This is a genomic window from Pararhizobium sp. (assembly GCF_035497515.1).
Taxonomy (GTDB): Bacteria; Pseudomonadota; Alphaproteobacteria; order Rhizobiales; family Rhizobiaceae; genus Pararhizobium.
This window is the reverse complement of record NZ_DATJDJ010000023.1, coordinates 1-2,094: the sequence shown is the minus strand read 5'-3', so window position 1 is coordinate 2,094 and position 2,094 is coordinate 1. Positions and strand designations below refer to the sequence as shown.

General features: G+C 61.2%; 3 protein-coding genes and 1 pseudogene. 2 read left to right on the top strand and 2 right to left on the bottom strand.

Annotated elements, in window-relative coordinates; all coding sequences use genetic code 11:
- Together VL202_RS01900 and VL202_RS01895 are read left to right on the top strand one after the other, a co-directional pair.
- Positions 1 to 777: efflux RND transporter permease subunit (locus tag VL202_RS01900; RefSeq protein WP_325462497.1), on the top strand; the 777-nt coding region annotated here is incomplete at its 5' end.
- Between the two features lie 19 nt (positions 778 to 796).
- Entirely contained in the window at positions 797 to 1,057 is a 261-nt protein-coding gene (locus tag VL202_RS01895; RefSeq protein ID WP_325462498.1) for a cupin domain-containing protein, read from the top strand.
- A 51-nt stretch (positions 1,058 to 1,108) separates the two neighbouring features.
- Here VL202_RS01895 and VL202_RS01890 read toward each other — a convergent pair.
- Together VL202_RS01890 and VL202_RS01885 are read right to left on the bottom strand one after the other, a co-directional pair.
- A pseudogene (locus VL202_RS01890) lies at positions 1,109 to 1,360 on the bottom strand (transposase); the annotation flags it as partial.
- A gap of 325 nt (positions 1,361 to 1,685) precedes the next feature.
- Positions 1,686 to 2,094: ThuA domain-containing protein (locus VL202_RS01885; protein WP_325462496.1), on the bottom strand; the 409-nt coding region annotated here is incomplete at its 5' end.

Sequence of the window (2,094 nt, the reverse complement as noted above, 5' to 3'; positions counted from 1 at the left end):
GTCCGCTCCGCCACCGGCGCGCTGGTGCCGCTCGGCACGCTGGTCGACATCCAGGACACGACCGGACCGTCGCTCGTCCAGCGCTACAACATGTATGTCTCGGTTCCGCTCCAGGGCAATCCGGGCCCCGGCGTCTCGACCAGCACGGCCCTCGACACGATGGAGGGGCTGGCCGCCAAGATCCTGCCGCCAGGCACCTCGTTCGAGTGGACGGACCTCGCCTTCCAGGAGCGCAATACCGGCAATACCGCGATCTTCATCTTCGCCCTCTCCGTGATCTTCGTCTTCCTGGCGCTGTCGGCCCAGTATGAAAGCTGGGTCCTGCCGCTGGCGATCATCCTCGTCGTGCCGATGGCGGTGCTCGCCGCCTTGGTCGGGGTATCCCTGCGCGGCCAGGACAACAATATCCTGACGCAGATCGGGCTGATCGTCCTCATCGGCCTCGCAGCCAAGAACGCCATCCTGATCGTCGAGTTCGCCCGGCAGGCCCAGGATGACGGCATGAACCCGGTTCAGGCGGCGATCGAGGCCAGCCGCCTGCGCCTGCGGCCGATCCTGATGACCGCCTTCGCCTTCATTCTCGGTGTCGTGCCGCTGATGATCGCCACGGGTCCCGGCGCCGAGATGCGCCAATCGCTCGGCACCGCCGTCTTCTCCGGCATGCTGGGCGTCACCGTCCTCGGCCTGTTCCTCACGCCGGTCTTCTACGTCGCGCTGCGTTCCTTCGGCTACAAACCAAAGGAAAAGCCGATCCCGCTGGAATCGGGCATGATTTGACGCCTGCGAACCGGGCAGAATTGTTCTGCCGTGTGCACAAGAGCCGGGATGGAAATGGTTCCTGCTTCATTGCACCACACAGTCCTTTGCAGCCGTCCTCAACCTTCTCGCAACCGAGACAGCGGCCCCGGGCCTGGGTGCGGACGCCGCCGTGGCCCGGCTTTTCGAACTGCTTTTCATCCACGCGATCCTCGCCTACGTGGAGGACGACGGCAGCCCGAAACGCGGTTGGCTGGCCGCTGTATCGGACGTCCGTCTGTCAATCGGCTCGGAATGTTGACCCCTTATCGGCGTCCAATCTTGGCTCTGACGCAGATTTGGTGCAATTCCCTCATGTCGCGCCGATCAGGCGGGCTTGAAGCAAATCAAGCTTTCCGCGACCGTACATCTGGCGTTTCACCAGCTTGAGCTTGGTGATCTGCCCCTCTGTTTGTCCGTTCGACCACGGTGAGACTATCGCTGCTCGGACAGCCTGAATGTCTTTTGCAACGCCATTGCCAAAGGAAGCAACCAGGCTGTCGCGAGCGCGGTCGATCCACGGCACGAGCTCGTTTTCCGCCTTACGCCGGATCATGCGATGGAACTCATCAGGCTGATTCCTTTTGTGGAAACCAGCAAGGCAGCATCGCCAAAACTGCATCAAATCTGAGTCAGAGCCAATATTCCACGCCGAAACACATCCACCATGGAAAGTTGGTGAAAGGCCGAACGCGTTGCATTGTTTGACATCGGCGATGGCATCTCGTGGGCTTTAAGCTATCGGCAGATGCAATTCTGCACGCTCTTTTCCGCCGCCTGACCCAACAGCTAACGAGGGAACAAGCCCACTGCGAAAGTCAATGATGACCGCCTTGATGGGATCGGGACCCTCGACCCTGGCCGATTTGAAGCCGGCGACCGACGCGAGCTTATCCCGCTGCCCAGTTGGCGCCACGGCGGAAGATCGTGCGCATCTGCGGCACGTCGAATTCCTTGGCCACATGGCCGAGCGACGAATAGAAAACGCGACCCTTGCCGTAGTTGCGCTTCCAAACCACCGGCATCACCACGCCATCGATCCAGTAGGCGTGGTCGCCGGTGAACGTTGTCGTTGCCAGCACCTCGTTGGAAGGATCGACATGCATGTAATACTGCTCGGACGTGTAGGGGAAATCGGCGATGCCCTCCATCACCGCATCGTCGGGACGTGTGACATTGACTGTGTAGTCGATGATATTGCCCGGATGGGCGACCCATTGTCCGCCGATGATGAACTGGTATTCGACGCATTCGCGGAAGGCGTCACCGGCGCCGCCGTGATAGCCGGCGATGCCGACG